This window comes from Bacillus sp. JUb11 (genome assembly GCF_024807925.1).
GTDB lineage: Bacteria > Bacillota > Bacilli > Bacillales > Bacillaceae > Bacillus > Bacillus altitudinis.
Window position 1 is genome coordinate 50,505 of record NZ_JANUEZ010000001.1, and the last position, 18,610, is coordinate 69,114.

Sequence of the window (18,610 nt, forward strand, 5' to 3'; positions counted from 1 at the left end):
ATCAAAAAACAATTATCATTTGACAACTAAAAAAGAGGAGTGTATGCTTTTTGTTATCAAATGATAACTAAAGGAGACAAGCCATGAATGTACTCATTATTTATACTCACCCCCATCACAATAGTTTAAATGGTGCTTTTTTTAAAGAAATCCTAAAGGGCAGTGAAGAAAATCCAAATGTTCAAGAAGTGAGAATCATAGATTTATACCAAGACAAATTTGATCCTGTACTTATTTTTAATGAGGAGAAAAAAAGACGTGATATGCATAAGGACCCTGAGATTCAAGAATATCAAGAGAAAATCAAATGGGCAGACAACATCGTGTTTGTTTATCCGATTTGGTGGGGGCGGCCGCCAGCCATGCTACTTGGTTTTATTGATCGCATGTTTGCAGCGAATTTTGCTTACCGTCAAACAGGCGGGCTGCTTCCAGAAGGCTTGTTAAAAGGAAAGAGGGCTGTATGTGTATCGACAATGCAAGGACCGACCCACTACCCTTTCTTCTTTTTGCAAAATGCCCACAAGGTGTTAATGAAACGAGCTCTTTTGCAATATGTCGGGATTAAACCGGTGAAGTTCTTTGAATTTGGCATGATGGAAAGTCCAAAAGGGAAGCATGACGTGAAATTAAAACGGATATACAACTATTTTCGGAATATCAGCTCATAAAACCACATTCCTTGAGTCACTTTTCTTCTAATTTGAACCTGTTATGTCTTAAAATGACAGAGAGAGTGAGTGACTCATTCTCTTTATTTGAAAAGGGGGATATGGATGAAGAAAACATTGTTTAAAGATGCGGCTCTTATCACACTTGATCCATCTTTAGGTTTTCTGGAGAAGGGAGATCTATTAATTGAAGGGGCACATATTTTAGAAGTCGGACCTTCGATTGAAGTAAGCGGTGCTGATGTTGTTGATGCGTCTGACATGGTCATCATGCCAGGGCTTGTGGATACCCATCGTCATGTGTGGCAATCTGTTATACGGGGAATCGGAACAGATTGGTCTTTGCAAACGTACTTGAGCAAAATTTATTATGGCAACTATGGGGCGATGAGACGTCCATCAGATGATCGAATTGCTAATTATTTAGGCGCATTAGAGGCATTAGATGCAGGAGTGACCACGTTTTTCGACTGGACGATGATCAATTCTATGGATCATACAGAAGAACTCATTGGAGGTTTAAAAGATGCGGGTATTCGAGCGGTCTTTGGTTTTGGTACCTCTGGAGATGCAGCGTATTGGGACAGAGAGAGTACGCTCACGAATATGGAAGACGCAGCCCGCGTGAAACAAAAACATTTTCAATCATCGGATCAGCTGTTGACGATGGGACTTGCCATTCGTGGACCTGAATTTTCTTCATGGGAGACGACCGTCTTTGAAATTGAAACAGCGAGATCACTAGATGCATTATGCAGTATGCACATTGGCTTTGGAAATTGGGGAGCGGCGGATCGATCGATTGAGCGGCTTCATCAAGCAGGGCTGCTCGGGCCTGATTTGAATATGGTGCATATCAATGCAATTGATGCAGATCAAATGAAGATGTTAGCTGACAGCGGAAGCTCCATCTCTATTACACCTGAGATTGAAATGATGATGGGACACGGATATCCTGTCACAGGGCTCGCCATTGAAAATGGCGTTCTGCCAACGCTTGGTGTAGATGTGGTGACAGCGACAGGCGGAGATTTATTTACCCAAATGAAATTTGGACTACAGGCGGAGCGGGCGATTCAAAATCAATCTTTATTGATGGAAGGGACGATGCCAGGACCTGAACTTGGATTGTCTGCACAGCAAATGCTTGAAGCAGCCACTATAAACGGGGCTCGTGCCTTGAAGCTTGATGACAAAATCGGCTCACTCACACCTGGAAAAGAAGCTGATTTTATCTTGATCGATCGGACAAGCATGAATCTTCTTCCGATGACAGATCCGGCTGGGGCAGTTGTGCAAACGGCACACCCTTCAAATGTTGACTCTGTCTATGTGGCTGGAAAAGCAGTGAAACAAAATGGGAAGCTAGTTGGAGTGAACTTAGAAGAGATCAAACAAAAAGCTTATGCGGCAAGAGATCATATTTTATCGCATCAGTTTGAATCAACAAAATGACGTGCAATATCCCCATAGGCCACTGCCTATGGGGAATACTTTACAACGATTCTTTAATGACTTTTTTATAATATTGGACAGATAGGAATCCGAAGACTGAGTATAAAACGGTATAAATCGCCATGACAATCAGCATAGGTGTCCACAGTTCGCTGCCAAATAAAAACCAGCCAGATTGTACAGCAAAGTAGCTGTGCAAGAGCCCGACGAGAAGCGGAATGCCAAAGTTGAAAAGCTGTTTGAGCCGAATGCCTTTTAAGAGATCTGTCTCCGTAAAACCAAGCTTACGCAGAATCGTGTATGAGCTTTGTTCCTCTTCGCTCTCATTCATCTGTTTGAAGTATAAAATACAGCCTGATGTCACAAGGAAGCTGAGGCCTAAAAATCCGACTACAAACATCATCAGTCCGATGGTTTGTTTTTGCTGCTGAGTGGTAGCAAATCTAGACATGCTTTCATCACTCAATTTCACAGACATAAAGACGTCATTGGCTTGTTCAACTTTTCCTTCATCTTTTATATTGATCGCAATATATTGGTTATTCTCACGCTGCAGCTTAGGGTCTTTGTTTTGATCAAGCTGCTCAAAGACGTTTTGACTGACGACAGCAACAGGTAGGCCGCCAGAAGTGAACTGGTAAGAGATTAAATGATCCTTTTTCATATCAATTACTTTTAAATCAATTGGTTTTTTTATTAAAAGTTTCACATCACCAGAGCTTTTAATCGGCATGAATTTTTTCAATAAATCATTGTAGCCACTTAACATGACTTCGTTGTTCTCTACATGAATATTTGGTACGTTTTTCTCGCTGATCACAGGTAGTGTTAAGACTCCTGGAGCTTTATTCACACTGCTTAACTTCGTATCGATGATTTGATTTGCATCAAAATCGGCTTGAATGACCTCGAACTGCTTTTTCTCATAGGCAATATGCTGATCAGAAAGTGCGCGAGTGAATGTGCCAGCATCTTTCTCAGATCCCATGACAAAATGTGCTGGAATTTGCTGTTCAGCTGTTTTTTCTGCTGAGTAGTAGGAAATATAGCTGAGTGATAACAAACCGATGGCAAGTGCAGATACGGTAGTAATAATCGTTAACAGCAATGCATTTGATTTTAAACGGAACATGATCGACGATAAAGACAAGACTTCATGAATGGCAAGGTAGCCATTTTTTCTTTTTCGTACGATATTGGCAATAAATGAAACAGAGCCTTTATAGAAAAGGAAAGTACCAATAATGACAGAACCTAAAATATAGATCATGGCTAAAGATAACGAAAACATCGATGTGTATGAGCCATTAAAAAGCTGAGAAGAAATGTAATAGCCTGAGCTGATAAAGGCAATGCCTAGAACCCCGATGATGATTTCAAAGACAGAGATTTTTTTAATACGCTGCTCTGTAGAAGAGGTTGTTCTAAACAAAGCTAAGATCGTTTGCTTCTGAATAAAACGTCTATTTCTTAGCATGATGACAACATAAATCAAGAGAAACACGATGATTGTTTGCAAAAGAGCCGTGCCAGAAAAATGAAGATTGGCAATTGCATGAACACCTGTGACTTTAAATAGAACCATCAGCATCAGCTTTGAACCGATAAATCCGGCCAATATTCCAATAGCCATCGAAATCATATAGAGGATAAAATTTTCTGCATGGAGCAGCTTGGAAATTTTTTGTTTCGTCATTCCAATGAGCTGCAAGAGACCGATTTCTTTTCCTCTACGTTTGATGAAAATGCTATTTGCATATAAAAGGAAGATGCCGACGATGGCGATCAGCAGAATAGAAGCGGCTTTAATGGATGCACCGCCTTTAATAGACCCTTTCACATCATCAAGTGCTGGTGAATACTGCAAGGTGACAAAGGAAAAATAGAGCGCCACACTAAATACAAGTGCAAACACGTATAAATAGTAATTTTTTAAGTTTTTCTTCAGATTGCGGAAGACGAGCTGATTAATGTTCATGCTTCACACCGCCTAAAACACCTTGCGTTTTCATAATATCCTCGAAAAACATCTTTCTCTCTAATGCGCCTTTATTCAATTGTGTATAGATCTGTCCATCTTTGATAAAAATCACTCGTCTTGAATAACTGGCTGCAACAGGGTCATGCGTCACCATGACAATGGTTGCTTTGCGCTTGTGATTGAATTCTTGCAGCTTGTTCAGTAAGTCAGACGCAGATTTGGAATCAAGTGCTCCGGTTGGTTCATCAGCAAAAATAAGGCTTGGTTCATGAATAAAGGCACGTACCGCAGATGTCCGTTGCTTTTGTCCACCAGACAGTTCATTTGGATATTTGTCTCTTAGTTCATAAATCCCCATATCCTCTGCAAGCTGTTGAAAGCGTTCAAAAGCTTCTTTTTTAGGCGTTTTGGAGATGGATAATGGCAAGAGGATGTTCTCTTTAACCGTGAGTGTATCAAGTAAGTTATAATCCTGAAAAACAAAGCCAAGCTGTTTCTTTCTAAATTCAGCGAGCTGCTGATCTTTCATTTGCGTCATTTCTGCATCTGCGATCCGAATCGATCCGCTGGACACATGATCAATCGATGACAATACGTTCAAAAGGGTCGTTTTCCCCGAGCCTGATGGCCCCATGATGCTGACAAATTCTCCAGCTTCTATCGTCAAATCAATGCCTTTCAGCACCTCTTGTTTATTGAATTTATTTCCATAGCTTTTATATAATTTACGAGCTTCTAAAATGTTCATCTGTCGAACCCCTTTTTTATTTAATTGATATCTCTAGTATAAAAAGAAGCCGATCAGACTTCCTGCGATTTGGCGAACAAAACAGGCGTGCATGTGACATTGTTGTCACATGCTTGTTTTATATGTCAAAGCCTTATGTAGAATTCAGATTGTTATTCAATTATTTTATCTGTTTTTCGCGATGATGTATCAAATTTCTTGTTTTTTCTGATGAACCTTTACAGAGTATGTGATTTCATGTAAGATATGCATATCAAATATATGCATAGTAAATCTATGTATTAGAGGTGACGATGGATGAAAGTGAGTAAAGAGCTTCTAAAGGGGAGTACTGCTACCCTTATTTTAAGCTTGCTAAATGAAAAGCCGATGTATGGATATGAAATGATTAAGCAATTAGAGTCGAAATCCGAAGGGATTTTTAGCTTCAAAGAGGGAACCATTTATCCTATTTTGCACACTTTGGAGGGGAAAGGATTCATTGTGTCTTACTGGGGCGAAGGGAATGGCAATCGAAAAAGGAAGTATTACAAGATTAATGAACAGGGCAAAGCGTTTATGAAAGAAAAGAAGGAAGAATGGACTGTCTTCAAAGATGCAGTAGATGGCGTTTTGAATGGGGAGAAAGTCGTATGGGACTAGAGAAAAAGTTTGAACAATATATCAAAAATGTGTGTAAACGAATCAAAAATAAAGACGTACATGCAAGTATAAAGCTTGAGCTTCGTGATCATTTATACACGCTGAAAGAGGAAGCGGTAAGTGCGGGCATGTCAGAAGAAGAGGCGGTAAATCAAGCGCTCGATCAAATTGGAGATGCAGCCATACTCGGAATGCAGCTCCATGAAACACACAAAACTCAAGTGGACTTTAAAACGATACTTCTTGTACTAGCTACTTGTTCATTTGGGCTGTTTGTGATGTATTATTTTCAGTTTCATTCTCATTTACTTCATTTTCAAGACACGAATATCTTTTATAAAAGTCTCATTTACTATGTATTTGGTCTTGCGTTGATGTTTGGGCTGTTTGCTTTTGATTATCGGCGCTTTTTACCCTATTCTTGGCATTTATATATAGGAACGATTGGAATGCTGATTCTTACAATGATGATTGGGACAAGAGTGAACGGTATTCTCTTTTTAAGCTTAAATAATGGATCGATCAATCTGACTGAAATTTTTCCATTTCTGATGATTATTTCGTTAGCGGGCATTTACCAATCTTGGAACTGGAAGAATGGTTTTAAGTCTTGGTTAGGGTTAGCGATTGTCACTTTACCCATTATTTTATTACATATAGTCGGATCTCTTTCTGCAACCATCACCTTTATGGTCATATGCATAACGATGATGTATGTATCTCATGCAAGAATGAGACAGCTTATTCCGTTTACAGCAGCAGGTATTGTCTATCTCATTGTTCAATTATTTTCTCTTTATCAAGCTGATATGTCCCACTTTTACCAATACTCACTTCATGAATTTAGCTCAAATGGTTTTCAGATAAATCCGTACGCATTGTATGATGTTCACACTGATTGGATGTTGACGTATATCATTTATTCATTCGGATGGTTTGCAGGATTGGCCGTTTTTATTTTGTTTGTGACTTTGATTTATAGAGTAGTTCATACAGCGAAACGAGTTCAATCTGCTTATGGCAAGATGTTAATGATTGGTTTGGCAACCACATTTGCAGCAAAATTTATCTTAAGTATTTTCACAAACTTTGGATTATTGCCTATATCAGGAGTTTCCATGCCTTTTATGAGCTATGGGGGATCTCATATTCTTCTAGAAATGATGTCAGTCGGGCTGCTAATGAGTATTTATAGAAGGAAACAGCTAGGAGAAATGTGCCGTGAAGTAGCGTGATATGGCTGTATAAAATAACCCAATCTCTTCAATGCATCGTTGAATGAAGAGATTGGGTTTCTTGAACTGCATGTTCACATGCTTGCAATATGCACAAAATCATTCTTTTTCGGAAAGATAAAGGTGAAAGTTGTCCCTTGATCTAATGTGGAGTTGACCTCGATTGTGATATGAAGAGCGTCAGCTCCCTTTTTTGTTAAATAGAGCCCCATGCCTGTGGAGGCCGTGTCATTGTGATGTCTTGTGGAGGTAAAGCCTTTTTCAAAAATACGGGACACGTCTCTTGGGTCAATTCCTCTGCCTTGATCTGTGATGGTGAGCACCACTTGTTCGTTCATTTGTTTGCTTTCGATGATAATGTCAGATGATTGGCTGTACTTGACGGCGTTTGTCAGCACTTGTCTGATCATAAAGGATAACCATTTTGTATCACTTAATACGTCTCGCTCTTCTAATAAAAGGTCAAAGCCAATTCCTTTTTGCATACACCACGATTGGAGCGCTTTGATTTCTTTCGTTAGCATGTTTTGGAGATCCAGTTTTTCAATAAATAAATCATTTTCAATATGTTGGATCCTGCTTTGATGCAGCTGTGCATCAAGGAGTAAATGTATTCTAAGCCATTCATATGTCATATTTGATTTGAGCGGCTGTTCTGTTATGCGGTCAATCATTAAGTGCATCGCCGTGAGCGGCGTTTTCACCTCATGTATCCATGAGAGCAGTTCATCTTTTTCTTCTTCCAGCGCAGTCTTTTGCTTAGCCGTCATCTGGCGGTATCGGTCGATTTGCTCTGACGCTGCCTCCTGTACAATTTGTTCAAAGGGGGAAGAGGGTTTGAGACGTATTTGATGGTCTATGTTTTCATCCCATTCTTTCAGTTGCATGTAATAAGCAGTTTCTTTCCGATAACGAAAAAAAAGAAAAACAATGAAGAGTAATGTAGACAAAAGCACGATATAAAAAAGAGAAGCTAGTGGAATCGTTGTATCCAAATATGCAACAAAGAGAATGAGAAGCTGCAAACTAAGAAAGAACAAGATCCAGCTTCTTCGTTCTTTTAGAAATGCTTGCAGCATCATTGATCATCCTTTTCCTTTGCAAGATAACCTTGACCCACTTTTGTTTCAATGAAGGCGCCAAGGGAGATTTCGTCTAGTTTTTTTCTAAGGCGGTTGACATTTACAGTGAGTGTATTGTCACTCACGAATCGTTCATCGTCCCATAAAGCTTGGATGAGAGATTCCCTTTTGACGATATGGTTTTTATGCTGAATCAATTCTTTGAGAATAAAAAACTCATTTTTTGTTAATTCAACCTCACCGTTTTCATTTGTCACTGTATTATTTTCGAGATCAAGGGTAGCGCCGCACCAGACTTTTAAGTTGGCTGGTTCCGCATTATAATCATGGACTCGGCGAAGAACAGCACTTACTTTGGCGATGAGAACGTCAAAGTGAAAGGGCTTTTGTACAAAATCATCAGCTCCAAGCTGCATCGACATGACCATATCAGCAGGATGATCACGAGAGGAAAGAAAGATGATGGGCACATTAGAATGATGCCGAATCATCCGGCACCAATGAAAGCCATCGTACTTTGGTAGCTGAATATCAATAATGACTAAATCAGGCTGGATGGAAGTGAACTCCTGCATGACCTGTTGAAAATTGTTGATCCCATACACATCATAAGACCAGTTGACTAAACGTTCTTTGATTTCTTGGAAGAGGGTTGTATCATCCTCAATCAGCAAAATTTTAAACAAAACGAGCACCACACTTTTTGAATTACTTGTACATCATTGTAGCGGAAAACAGGCACTCCCGCTAGAAGCAGACAGCAAAAAAGCAAGGGAAGAGATCCCTTGCTTCAGTTTATTTACCTAAAAAGTGCTTTTTAAAGAATGATAATTGATATTCAAGTGTGAGCGGGTCATTAAAGTAAAACTCTTCCGCATTTGCTTCATACACACGATGTTTTTTCACAGCAGGAATGGACTTATAGATTTCACTGTTTTGATAAGAATTGTCCATTTCGCTGTTTTTGCTAATGATCATATAGTCTCCGGCAAATTCAGGGATGACCTCTTGTGATACCGCATAATAGCCAGCTTTTAATGCTTTTTCTTTTACTTTTTCAGGCATTTTTAGTTTCATTGCTTGGTAGAGGATTTCTGTTCCCCGTCCCCACGCATCTCCAAAGACGTAAAGATCTTTTGTGCCGCTTTCAAAGACAGATACGGTTGCATCTTCACCAATTTTTGCTTTGATTTCTTTGCCAGCTTCAGCTGCACGCTGTTTGAAATCCTTGACCCATGCTTTTGCTTCTTTTTCTTTGTTTAAGACTTTTCCAATTTCAATATGCTGCTGAAGGTAATCGACTTTGTTATACGTGAATAAAACGGTAGGGGCGATTTTTTTTAGTTTTTCTACATTTTTTGCACCGCTTAAACCGATGATGACATCAGGTTTTAGCTTCATGATTTTTTCTACATTTTCATCGGATACTTCTTCCACATTTTTTAATTTTTTTTTGAAACGTGGATTCTTTTTTGACCAAGAGTCAACGCCCACAAGGTTCACACCAAGTGACAAGACATTTCCTGTATAAGAGGCGAGAACAACAACACGTTTTGGATTTGCTGGCAGCTTCACAGGTCCATTTTCAGATTGATATGTAATCGTGTCCGATGACGTTGATTGCTTTCCTTTATTTGAGGAAGAGTTGCTGCTATTGCCACATGCGCTCAACGCAAGTACGAAGATGAGCATCAGAGGGAACAATATTTTCTTCATGAATGTAAACTCCTTTGAAATCGGCACATCAGCCGTGTATTTGATTGTATGAGTGATAATGATAATTATTATCACTCAGATATCATACCATAGAAGTGAGGTTTGTTGTCAATGATATTTTAGCAGTGGATAGAGGAATTCTGATAAAAAGAAAAAAAGATCAAGGCAGTGTCTGACCTGATCTTTTTTCTTATTTAAACCAGCCTTTTTCTTTGGAACGAGTGATGGCTTCAATTCGGTTTTTGACTTCTAGTTTATCTAAAATAACGGATATGTAGTTTCGGACAGTGCCGCTTTTTATGCTGAGTTCCTTGGCGATTTCTTTTGTGTTTTTTCCGTCTGCGACGAGTTCTAGAACAGACTTTTCTCTTTCAGTTAAAGGATTTTCGTCGCTGTACAAGTCTTCCATTAATTCAGGGGCGTACACCTTTTTCCCTTTCATCACGCTGCGGATGGCACTTGCCAAATCTTCGCTTGGGCTGTCTTTTAACATGTAGCCGCTAACGCCAGCTTTCAGTGCTCTTTGAAAATAGCCAGAACGGGCAAAGGTTGTTAAAATGATGATCTTCACATCAGACTTTTTGAGTTCTTCAGCGGCGTCGAGCCCAGATTTCCCGGGCATTTCAATATCCATTAAACAAATATCGACCGGGTGTTTTTGAGCAAAATCAATCGCGTCCTGGCCGTTAGTGCCTTTTCCAACAACCGTCATATCGTCTTCTAAATCAAGAAGAGATCCAAGAGCACCGAGCAACATTTGCTGGTCCTCTGCGATAAAGATGTTAATCATTTTATTTCCTCCTTATCTTTCGCTGCTGAATCATTTGGAATACTCATGATCAGCTTCGTCCCGTCTTTTGTTTCAATGTGCAGGCGTCCATTTGCAAATTCCAATCTTTCTCTAATTCCTAAAAGGCCATGTCCCTTCGTTTGAGAGGATGGATCACCGCCTTTAAATGTGCCGTTATCCTCAACTGTAATGACAACTTCCTTTGACTTTTGATGAATGGTGATTTGACAGACAGTGGCATCGCTATGTTTGACGACATTCGTTACGGCTTCTTTGATGCACATGCTCACAATGTTTTCGTTCAGAAGAGAGATGTGTTTCGGCGCTTCCTTTTCATCATAAATCATGTCAATATCGGCGGCTTCAAGGATTTGCTTGATGTTCAATATTTCATCTTTGATCCGAATACCTTTCATGGAAGAAACAATTTTCCGCACTTCATTTAGAGACGTTCTAGCTGTCTGTTGGACGCTTTTTAGTTCGGCGCGTGCCTGTTCAGGGTCTTTATACACGAGTTTACGGGCAAGGTCACTCTTTAAACCGATAAGAGAGAGTTTTTGTCCAAGTGTATCATGTAGATCACGAGCAATGCGCTGTCTTTCTTCAAGTTTGACAAGATCGGCGATCCGTTCATTGGCATTTTCTAATTTCTCTTCAAGGCGTTCACGTTCTTTTCGGCTTCGAATGCTGAGAGGGAGGAGAATGGCGCTAATAAGTGTGATCACAACAAAAGGAATTTGTGTGAGAAACCATCCCTTTTTTAAAATCAAGCTAAAGTTCACTGCTACGGCGGCGCTCCCTAGATGAATATAGTATAAGATATAAAAAGGGACTTTTCTTTTAATGTGCCCATTGAAATAGGCGATGCAAAAAGCGAAATAAATATAGCTGTAGAGCATCACATAGCCTGTAGAAATCGCAATCAATAAAAGACCGAAGACATATAAAGACCAGCCTTTTGCGACAAAGGCAAAACGATACACTCCGAAAAAAACCACGTTCAAAATAATGCCAATGACAATACCTAAAGTCGTAGGCGTCTTTAAGATAAAATAGAAGGGCAGGATGAAAAAAATGGCCCATATATAGGGGGAAATCCCATGCAATTTTTGAATTTTAAACTGTTTTTTCATCCGTGTGCCACCTTTTCCGTTTTCGTTCTTTTCCTTACTTTATCAAATTCAACTTACGGTTGCATCCTGTAAATGGCAACAAGCTCCTTCTAGAGTAAGAAAGAGCTTGCACCAATTATGCATTTTTCTTCAGAATGTCTCCTTTAATGACAGGTGCGGGCATCTTCTTAGATTGCCGTGCTTCTTTAAAGGTAACGAATGCTTTCGTTTCTTCATCCCAAAGTCTAAATTTCATTGATTCGATACTTGTTTTTAAAGTGATGGTTGGAACATTTTGAAGCGGCTCACTATGATCATGTGCATGCTCCAAGTGATAATTCGGTACCCTCGGACTTAAATGATGAACATGGTGATAGCCGATATTGCCTGTTAACCATTGAAGAAGCTTTGGTAATTTGTAAAAAGAACTGCCTTCTACTGCCGCCTGCACATAATTCCAATGTTCATCTGCTTCAAAGTAAGAATCTTCAAATGTATGCTGCACATAAAACAGCCATACGCCGATTGATCCTGAGATCAGGAAGATTGGACCTTGGACAAGCAGGAACTCCTGCCAGCCAAAAAGAAGACACGTTGCAGTTGCTAGTGCAATGATGCTCACGTTTGTGAAATACGTGTTCCAGCGCTCTTTTTTACGAGCATTTTTGACGTTGAAACGGTTTTTTAAGAGAAAAACAAAGATCGGTCCTAAAATAAACATCACAAAAGGATTACGGTAAAATCTGTAGCGAAATTTCGTCCAAGCTGATGCTTCTTGATATTCTTTGACTGTCAGGAGCCAAATGTCGCCAGTACCTCGTTTGTCTAGATTACTGCTTGTGGCATGGTGAATTGAATGATCTCTTTGCCATTGAAGATAAGGGAAAAGGGTGAGTACGCCCGTTACAAAACCGAACAGGTGATTCAGCGGCTTCTGTTTAAAAAAGGATTGATGGCAGCAGTCGTGAAAAATAATAAAGACACGTACTAAAAAACCAGCTGCAATCACCGCAAAGAAGAGGGTTAAAAGGTAGGAGATGTTCAGGCTATAATAGGCAAGAAACCAAAGCCCCAAAAATGGAATGAATGTATTAAAGAGTTGAATGATACTTTTTTTCGAATTAGCACCAGAGAATTGGCCAACTTGTTTTCTTAAAGTGGCTTGCTGCTGTGTGTTTGTTGAAGTCGTCATGAACGTTCAAGTCCTTTCCGTTTCTTTCTACTTCAAAGTATAGAAGGAAAGGTGTCATGCTCATAGTAGCACCCATCATGTATTCAATATGACATTTGTCATGTTGGACGCGGGAAAGGCTGATGGTTCAAGGGTTGTAAGCTTATTTTATTTTAAATAAAAAAAGTAAAGGCGCTTAGCCTTCACTTTTTATGCACGTGCTTCATGTACTTTTAACTGCTTGCCTTTAATCGTTGTGTGGCGCATGGCATTTAGCACAAGAGGGCCTTTGCCATTTAAAATATCGACATATGTTTTCGTTTCCTGAATGGTAATAATCCCAATGTCATCAAACGCAACGCCATCTATTTTGGCGATTGTTCCAACGAAATCAACTGCCCGGAGTTTCTTTTTCTTCCCGCCGTTAAAATAAAGCTTCATAATATCCTTTTCAACGCCAGCTTGTTTATTTTCCTTTTGAATCGGCGTTTCAATCTTTTCTTCAAAGCTTTCTACATGCTGTTCTGCGTCTTCTTTTGTAGGATAAGGATGAGTCTGAAAATGAATGCCAGCTTCCTGCTTTAATTCTTCAATGAGCTGCTGCCCGTGCCTTGTCATAAACGCAATCGTTTTTCCGCTTTTACCCGCTCTGCCAGTTCTTCCGGTCCGATGAATATAGCGTTCTTTTTCATATGGCAAGTCGTAATGAATGACATGTGTCATATCACTGACATCAATTCCTCGGGCTGCTATATCGGTTGCGATCAAATAACGGAATTCCCCGTTTTTGAATTCATCCATTACAGCAAAGCGGTCTTCCTGCCTCATGCCTCCGTGAATTTTGTCACAAGGCACATCCCATTCATCCAGCTTCATTGTGAGTTCGTTCACTCGGTCCTGTGTATTACAGAAAATAATGCAGCTATCTGGGTTTTCAATCACGATCGTACGCTGAAGAAGAGAGAATTTCGCTTCTTCCTCCGTTTCAATCACGGTGTGAGTGATTTGTGGTACAGACGTTTCTTCCCGTGCAATTTCAATTACTTTTGGTGAATGTAAAAACTGTTCACTTAATTTCTTCATCTCATCAGACATGGTCGCTGAAAACAGCATTGACATGCGCTTTGGCGGCAGATACTGAATAATAGAAGAGACTTGATCAATAAACCCCATGTTCAGCATTTCATCCGCTTCATCTAATACAAAAAATTTAAGGTTTTCTAAGGAAAGAGTACCTTTCTCAAGGTGATCCAAGACTCGTCCCGGTGTTCCGCACACAATGTGGTTTTTTTGTGCAAGCTCTACTTTTTGAGCTTGAAAAGGGGCTTTTCCATAAATGGCTGCGGCTTTAATTCGTTTCAATCGTCCAAGACTTGTGAGATCCTGTTTGACCTGCATGGCGAGTTCTCGCGTTGGAACGAGGATGAGGGCTTGAGGTTTATTTTCAGCCCAATCGACCATTTCACAAATCGGCAGACCATAGGCTGCCGTCTTGCCGCTGCCAGTTTGAGATTTGACGATCAGATCCTGCTTTGAAAAAGCAACGGATAAGGTCTCGTGCTGGACGGGTGTAGGTGTATGGAAATGAAGCGCTTCTAGCGCTTGTTTCAATTCATCGCTTAATGGATATTGATCAAAATGTTGTAATGGCATCGTGTTCTCCTTTTCGTACATGTATACTTGTGACATCATACCATATCTTTTCAAAGACACCATGACCTTGAATGAAAAGGCATGAAAAAAGCCCCGTAAAGGAGCTTTCAGCGTGTAGACAAACCCTCGCATTCGGTGTCAGATTTGCGCTCCGGTACTCACGAATGTCAAATTCGCTCCGTTCCGGTGCTCACTCTTCCTAGACTTCAAAGGTTTTCTATCACGCTGAAAAGAAAACAAAAGCCCCTTAAAGGAGCTTTTTGATTAAAGGAATCTGCGTTTTACTTTTTCCCAATAGGAGTTATCTTTTAATTTGACCGTTTTGATCACTTTACCAGAAAGGCCAATATCAATTTGTTTGACATGTTTTGTACCTAGCGCTTCGTTATCAAGACCGATAATCGGATGGTCGTTACCGTCCTGAACAACCTTTAGTGTCAGCTTGCGGTCACTGCTTAAAATGAAAGGAGCTCCAAGTGTACGGTATGAGTTGTTATTCAGCGATGCCAGCTCGGTTACTTGCATACACGGAAGCATCGGATCCACCACGGCGCCGTTGACCGATTTATTGTAGGCCGTTGAACCGGTTGGAGTGGAAATAATCATCCCGTCGCCTCTAAAGGTTTCAAAATGGAAATCATCTATATACACATCGATGACAAATGTTTTAATGATGCTAGAGCGGATCGACAGTTCGTTTAAGCAATGGAACTGGTTTGTACTGTCAACGCTTACATCGATGATCGGATATTTTCTCACTTCAATCTGTTCAGTGTTCATGGCATCAATCATTTTATCAAAATGTTCTAACGAAAAATCGCAGTATAAGTGCGAATTCTCTGTTTTTGATACCCCTACATACAAGCAGTCATCCCGGAAGTTCGTTTTGCGAACCGCTTGAAGAAATGTACCATCTCCACCAATTGAAGCAATGATATGGGCATCTTCTGCACGCTTTACGACATGAAAGCCTTGATCGGTAGCGAGCTTCTCCAGAGAAGAAATGTGTCCATCCAATTCATGATCTTTTTTGTAAAAGAAAAATACATTGCGACGATTGTCTGTCATTGACGTTCTCCCCTTTGTTGTCAAAAATAGATTTCGAGTAGTAAAGGGCTTACATAGAAAACCCTTGTTCACATTTTACACTTTTTTCATATGAAAGTAAAAATATTAGAAAGACGCTTCATCATGATAGAGGCTTCCATTTAAGAAATGAGTCATTGTAAGTGATTAGACAACGCTGACTTTGAGCATAATTTAATAGCTCATTTTGGAAGAAAGAGAGGTCTGGGCGTTTCGTTGTGAAGATGGTCTGAGCTATTAGATATAGGAAGAGGATAAAATCGCCAATTTTTCGTCATGATGAGCAAATGATAGAAGATGTAAAGTTGATCGTCATTTCACATCGATGCTATCATATGTTGAAATGAAATGTAAAAAAACCACAGTTCCTGTGAAACATTTCATGTGTGTATTCGTATGAACGAAGTGAGACAAAAAGGAGGAGAAAGAAATGAATGCGAAAAGATGGGTAGCCTTAATCATTGCACTTGGTGTTTTCGGCTTTTCGATTGTGATTAGTATCACGACTGCCTTGTATGAAAGCTTCAATGATAATAAGATGAGCTATCAATTCGGGGACGAAATCGAAGAAAAGGTACTAGAAGATGGAAGCGGTGCGAGTAAAATTGCTGTACTTGAGATTAATGGTACGATTCAAGATAACGGCGGTGCATCCAGCCTTCTAGGCGGGGAAGCATATGATCATCGTGCGTTCTTAAAAGAATTAGATAAAGCAAAAGACGATGCGTCTGTGAAAGGTGTCTTGCTGCGCGTCAACTCTCCTGGCGGCGGTGTCTATGAAAGTGCTGAAATACATAAAAAATTAGAAGAAGTAAAGAAAGCGAAGAAGCCAATTTATGTTTCTATGGGTTCAATGGCGGCTTCTGGCGGCTATTATGTATCCACTCCAGCGAAAAAAATCTTTGCTTCACCTGAAACGTTAACAGGGTCTCTAGGGGTCATCATGCAAAGTTTGAACTATGCAAAGCTGGCAGATAATTTAGGCATCAAATATGAAACCATTAAAAGTGGAAAATTCAAAGACATCATGTCCCCAAATCGTGATATGACAAAAGATGAGCGAGACATCATGCAAAGCATGGTTGACAACTCCTATGAAGGCTTTGTGAAAGTCATCTCAGAAGGACGTGGCATGTCTAAGCAGGACGTCAAGAAAATTGCTGACGGCCGAATCTATGACGGAACACAGGCGAAATCGAACGGATTAGTGGATGAGCTTGGATACTATGAAGATGCTCTAAAAGCAATGAAGAAAAATGAAAAAGGGTTAAAAGGAGCGACAGTGATCAGCTATTCTCAAAGCTTCGGCTGGAACTCTCTCTTCAATATGAGTGCAAGTAAGCTCTTTAAAAGCGAAATTGATTTTCTGAACTTAAAAGAAACACTGGCTGGCTCCAATGGGTCTAAACCGATGTATCTCTATTCAAAATAAAGGAGGGATCATAGATGGATTCTACATTCGATGAAGTAACGGAAAGTCGCAGCCAAGAGGGAGAATCAAGGCCGACTCTTGCGAAGCGCACTTCAATTGAAGCGCAGGCTTTTGCAGGTTTCTGGATTAGATTCTGGGCATTTATCCTAGATTGGCTCGTCGTATGGGGTGTTAACCATTTGACGGTTTCTCCAATCTTTAGTCTCTTTGGCTGGTCAAAAGGTGGAGGCTGGTTTTCCCCATTTTCCGTCACAACCACAATTGTCTTTCTGCTTTATTTTGCGATCATGACGAAGATTTTCCAACAAACACTTGGAAAGATGGTGTTTGGAATCAAAGTCGTCTCACTTCAGCCGGAGAAGAAGCTGCCATGGGATGTCATTTTCTTTAGAGAAATTGTGGGGCGATATATTAATACGCTTTTTGTTCTCTATGCCGTGGTTGGGTTCACGCCGAAAAAGCAAGGGGTTCATGACTACTTTGCAGATACAGTGGTTGTTCATGAACATTTATATGAAAAAACAGAATCAAACGCATAATCAAAGAGAGTTTGGCCAGGTACCGGTCAAACTCTTTTTTTTGGTGATTGGGTATAAAATCCAGAAGGAGAGCCATAATCGTAGTGGAAGCATCATTTGTTATGGAGGAAGTGAGCACAGTGCTGTACGTTTGGATCGCAGCTTTTTTGTTCCTTGTGATCTTATTGATCTTTATGAAAGTGACCATTTCACTGGATTATTCACATGCAAATGACAATGACCATATTGCGGTGAAGATCATCACCTTATATGGAATCGTCAGACTGAAGAAAGACATTCCGATGGTGAAAGTGAATACGGAAGATCAAACGATTGATATTCGTGAAAAGAAAATGGCCAGCACCAAAACGCCTAATCAAGAAAAAGAAACCATGCATAAAAAAGTGGGAAAACGTGATGTAAAGGAAATCCTTCATCAAATGGAGCGTATTACAAAAGAAATTGTCGATCTAAACCGGATCATGCGAACGTTTTTCATTCATATAAAAATCGTCTCATTTCACTGGTCCACATGGATTGGTTTTCATGACGCAGCTTTAACAGGTGTAGCAGCCGGTGGTGTGTGGTCAGTCAAAGGAGCACTTCTTGCCTTTATGCAGGAGCATCTCACCTTTAAGCACAAACCCGTCTATGAAGTGATTCCCGCTTTTCAGCACAAAGTATCACAGACACACTTTGCATGTATAGCTTATTTTCGGATTGGACATGCTATGCTTGCAGCCATTCGATTACTTGTCCATTGGTTAAAAGGGAGAAAGGCGAGAAAAAATGCCTCTCTTCAAGCAACGAAGAATGAATCATCTGTTTAAGGAGGAACCCGAAAATGGCAGATCATCCAATCCAAGGTCTGATGAAGACAGCGATGGAAAACTTAAAAGAAATGATTGATGTGAACACGATCATCGGCGATCCAGTCGAAACCCCTGACGGCAGTGTCATTCTCACTGTGTCAAAGGTTGGTTTTGGATTTGCAGCCGGCGGCAGTGAATTCAACGGTAACCAAAAGAAAGAAAAACGGTCTGATGAACAAGAACGAAAAGAACCGAGACTCCCATTTGGAGGCGGAAGCGGTGGGGGAGTATCGATTACACCAATCGCCTTTTTAATTGTGGGAACAAATGGCGTAAGAATGCTTCATTTGGATGAACACACACATCTGCTCGATAAAATATTGGATTCTGCTCCTCAAGCAATTGAACGTCTTCAGCACATGTTTAAGAAGGATGAACGGGAGCATCGTCACAAAGAACGAAAACTAGATGACATAGACCTTTAAAAAGTTAGCTGCCCTGCAGTT

Annotated in this window: 18 protein-coding genes; 8 read left to right on the forward strand and 10 right to left on the reverse strand. The window is 40.2% G+C overall.

Annotated features, from left to right (window positions below):
• The first annotated feature begins 83 nt into the window (after positions 1-83).
• Positions 84-671 carry an NAD(P)H-dependent oxidoreductase gene (locus tag M2369_RS00260; RefSeq protein ID WP_017358293.1) on the forward strand — a complete coding sequence of 196 codons (588 nt, stop codon included), beginning with the start codon at positions 84-86 and terminating at the stop codon, positions 669-671.
• A gap of 105 nt (positions 672-776) precedes the next feature.
• Positions 777-2,126: an amidohydrolase family protein gene (locus M2369_RS00265; protein ID WP_041506719.1), complete on the forward strand. Its 1,350-nt coding sequence runs from the start codon at positions 777-779 to the stop codon at positions 2,124-2,126.
• A 40-nt stretch (positions 2,127-2,166) separates the two neighbouring features.
• Here the strand turns inward: M2369_RS00265 and M2369_RS00270 are convergent, their stop codons facing one another.
• A complete protein-coding gene (locus M2369_RS00270; protein WP_259253259.1) occupies positions 2,167-4,104 on the reverse strand; it encodes an ABC transporter permease in 1,938 nt (645 codons plus the stop codon).
• Positions 4,094-4,855: an ABC transporter ATP-binding protein gene (locus M2369_RS00275; RefSeq protein WP_007501759.1), complete on the reverse strand. Its 762-nt coding sequence runs from the start codon at positions 4,853-4,855 to the stop codon at positions 4,094-4,096. Before M2369_RS00275 ends, M2369_RS00270 begins: the two co-directional genes overlap by 11 nt.
• 297 nt (positions 4,856-5,152) lie before the next feature.
• Between M2369_RS00275 and M2369_RS00280 the strand changes: the two genes are divergently transcribed.
• Together M2369_RS00280 and M2369_RS00285 are read left to right on the forward strand one after the other, a co-directional pair.
• The gene (locus M2369_RS00280; protein WP_144679988.1) at positions 5,153-5,497 is read left to right on the forward strand and encodes a PadR family transcriptional regulator; all 345 of its coding nucleotides are present in this window, start codon (positions 5,153-5,155) and stop codon (positions 5,495-5,497) included.
• On the forward strand, positions 5,488-6,732 hold the full coding sequence (locus M2369_RS00285) for an FtsW/RodA/SpoVE family cell cycle protein (RefSeq protein WP_259253260.1): 1,245 nt from the start codon (positions 5,488-5,490) through the stop codon (positions 6,730-6,732). Before M2369_RS00280 ends, M2369_RS00285 begins: the two co-directional genes overlap by 10 nt.
• Before the next feature lie 74 nt (positions 6,733-6,806).
• On the opposite strand, the gene M2369_RS00290 is transcribed toward M2369_RS00285, so the two are convergent.
• The 8 genes from M2369_RS00290 to M2369_RS00325 form a co-directional block, all read right to left on the reverse strand.
• Complete coding sequence (locus M2369_RS00290) at positions 6,807-7,811, reverse strand: sensor histidine kinase (RefSeq protein ID WP_025207788.1); 1,005 nt, start codon at positions 7,809-7,811, stop codon at positions 6,807-6,809.
• Entirely contained in the window at positions 7,811-8,500 is a 690-nt protein-coding gene (locus M2369_RS00295) for a response regulator transcription factor (protein ID WP_047945292.1), read from the reverse strand. Before M2369_RS00295 ends, M2369_RS00290 begins: the two co-directional genes overlap by 1 nt.
• Positions 8,501-8,609: 109 nt before the next feature.
• A complete protein-coding gene (locus tag M2369_RS00300; RefSeq protein WP_025207786.1) occupies positions 8,610-9,530 on the reverse strand; it encodes an iron-hydroxamate ABC transporter substrate-binding protein in 921 nt (306 codons plus the stop codon).
• 190 nt (positions 9,531-9,720) lie between these two features.
• Complete coding sequence (locus M2369_RS00305) at positions 9,721-10,320, reverse strand: response regulator transcription factor (protein WP_007501749.1); 600 nt, start codon at positions 10,318-10,320, stop codon at positions 9,721-9,723.
• The gene (locus M2369_RS00310; protein ID WP_024718676.1) at positions 10,317-11,453 is read right to left on the reverse strand and encodes a sensor histidine kinase; all 1,137 of its coding nucleotides are present in this window, start codon (positions 11,451-11,453) and stop codon (positions 10,317-10,319) included. Before M2369_RS00310 ends, M2369_RS00305 begins: the two co-directional genes overlap by 4 nt.
• Before the next feature lie 115 nt (positions 11,454-11,568).
• On the reverse strand, positions 11,569-12,624 hold the full coding sequence (desA, locus tag M2369_RS00315; protein ID WP_007501745.1) for a Delta(5) desaturase DesA: 1,056 nt from the start codon (positions 12,622-12,624) through the stop codon (positions 11,569-11,571).
• Between the two features lie 189 nt (positions 12,625-12,813).
• Positions 12,814-14,256 carry a DEAD/DEAH box helicase gene (locus M2369_RS00320; protein ID WP_259253261.1) on the reverse strand — a complete coding sequence of 481 codons (1,443 nt, stop codon included), beginning with the start codon at positions 14,254-14,256 and terminating at the stop codon, positions 12,814-12,816.
• 264 nt (positions 14,257-14,520) lie between these two features.
• Positions 14,521-15,324: an NAD kinase gene (locus M2369_RS00325; RefSeq protein WP_008343132.1), complete on the reverse strand. Its 804-nt coding sequence runs from the start codon at positions 15,322-15,324 to the stop codon at positions 14,521-14,523.
• A gap of 448 nt (positions 15,325-15,772) precedes the next feature.
• Here M2369_RS00325 and sppA point away from each other — a divergent pair, with 448 nt between their 5' ends.
• The 4 genes from sppA to ytfJ all read left to right on the forward strand — a co-directional run bounded on the left by sppA (position 15,773) and on the right by ytfJ (position 18,589).
• Complete coding sequence (sppA, locus tag M2369_RS00330) at positions 15,773-16,774, forward strand: signal peptide peptidase SppA (protein ID WP_024718673.1); 1,002 nt, start codon at positions 15,773-15,775, stop codon at positions 16,772-16,774.
• Between the two features lie 14 nt (positions 16,775-16,788).
• On the forward strand, positions 16,789-17,313 hold the full coding sequence (locus tag M2369_RS00335; RefSeq protein ID WP_008343136.1) for an RDD family protein: 525 nt from the start codon (positions 16,789-16,791) through the stop codon (positions 17,311-17,313).
• A 101-nt stretch (positions 17,314-17,414) separates the two neighbouring features.
• Complete coding sequence (locus M2369_RS00340; protein ID WP_034647385.1) at positions 17,415-18,122, forward strand: DUF2953 domain-containing protein; 708 nt, start codon at positions 17,415-17,417, stop codon at positions 18,120-18,122.
• Positions 18,123-18,136: 14 nt separating this feature from the next.
• Entirely contained in the window at positions 18,137-18,589 is a 453-nt protein-coding gene (gene ytfJ / locus M2369_RS00345; RefSeq protein WP_007501733.1) for a GerW family sporulation protein, read from the forward strand.
• Positions 18,590-18,610: the final 21 nt, after the last annotated feature.

Coding starts and splice junctions, on each gene's coding strand:
- M2369_RS00260 (WP_017358293.1), top strand. CDS start 84: ATGAATGTACTCATTATTTATACTCACCCCCATCACAATAGTTTAAAT.
- M2369_RS00265 (WP_041506719.1), top strand. CDS start 777: ATGAAGAAAACATTGTTTAAAGATGCGGCTCTTATCACACTTGATCCA.
- M2369_RS00270 (WP_259253259.1), bottom strand. CDS start 4,104: ATGAACATTAATCAGCTCGTCTTCCGCAATCTGAAGAAAAACTTAAAA.
- M2369_RS00275 (WP_007501759.1), bottom strand. CDS start 4,855: ATGAACATTTTAGAAGCTCGTAAATTATATAAAAGCTATGGAAATAAA.
- M2369_RS00280 (WP_144679988.1), top strand. CDS start 5,153: ATGAAAGTGAGTAAAGAGCTTCTAAAGGGGAGTACTGCTACCCTTATT.
- M2369_RS00285 (WP_259253260.1), top strand. CDS start 5,488: ATGGGACTAGAGAAAAAGTTTGAACAATATATCAAAAATGTGTGTAAA.
- M2369_RS00290 (WP_025207788.1), bottom strand. CDS start 7,811: ATGCTGCAAGCATTTCTAAAAGAACGAAGAAGCTGGATCTTGTTCTTT.
- M2369_RS00300 (WP_025207786.1), bottom strand. CDS start 9,530: ATGAAGAAAATATTGTTCCCTCTGATGCTCATCTTCGTACTTGCGTTG.
- M2369_RS00305 (WP_007501749.1), bottom strand. CDS start 10,320: ATGATTAACATCTTTATCGCAGAGGACCAGCAAATGTTGCTCGGTGCT.
- M2369_RS00310 (WP_024718676.1), bottom strand. CDS start 11,453: ATGAAAAAACAGTTTAAAATTCAAAAATTGCATGGGATTTCCCCCTAT.
- desA (WP_007501745.1), bottom strand. CDS start 12,624: ATGACGACTTCAACAAACACACAGCAGCAAGCCACTTTAAGAAAACAA.
- M2369_RS00320 (WP_259253261.1), bottom strand. CDS start 14,256: ATGCCATTACAACATTTTGATCAATATCCATTAAGCGATGAATTGAAA.
- M2369_RS00325 (WP_008343132.1), bottom strand. CDS start 15,324: ATGACAGACAATCGTCGCAATGTATTTTTCTTTTACAAAAAAGATCAT.
- sppA (WP_024718673.1), top strand. CDS start 15,773: ATGAATGCGAAAAGATGGGTAGCCTTAATCATTGCACTTGGTGTTTTC.
- M2369_RS00335 (WP_008343136.1), top strand. CDS start 16,789: ATGGATTCTACATTCGATGAAGTAACGGAAAGTCGCAGCCAAGAGGGA.
- M2369_RS00340 (WP_034647385.1), top strand. CDS start 17,415: ATGGAGGAAGTGAGCACAGTGCTGTACGTTTGGATCGCAGCTTTTTTG.
- ytfJ (WP_007501733.1), top strand. CDS start 18,137: ATGGCAGATCATCCAATCCAAGGTCTGATGAAGACAGCGATGGAAAAC.